Annotated in this window: 1 protein-coding gene; it reads left to right on the forward strand. The window is 63.7% G+C overall.

From position 1 onward, the window contains the following. The coding region (locus AAEY83_RS17250; RefSeq protein WP_351061119.1) for an ATP-binding cassette domain-containing protein at positions 1-251 on the forward strand (251 nt) is incomplete at both ends.

Consider the following 251-nt stretch of genomic DNA (forward strand, 5'->3'; position numbering starts at 1 on the left):
CACCCTGCAACGCGGCAAGACGTTGGGCATCGTCGGCGAGTCGGGTTCGGGCAAGTCGACGCTGGGTCAGGCGATCCTGCGTTTGCTGGACTCCGAGGGCAGCATTCGTTTTCAGGGCGAAGCGCTGGACGGCCTCAATCAAAAGCAGCTGCGGCCGTGGCGGCGGCAGATGCAGGTGGTGTTTCAGGACCCGTTTGGCAGCCTCAGCCCGCGCATGTCGGTGGCGCAGATCATCAGCGAAGGTTTGGAAG

The sequence above is a fragment of the Psychrobacter sp. TB20-MNA-CIBAN-0197 genome (assembly GCF_040309765.1).
GTDB classification, from domain to species: domain Bacteria; phylum Pseudomonadota; class Gammaproteobacteria; order Pseudomonadales; family Moraxellaceae; genus Psychrobacter; species Psychrobacter submarinus.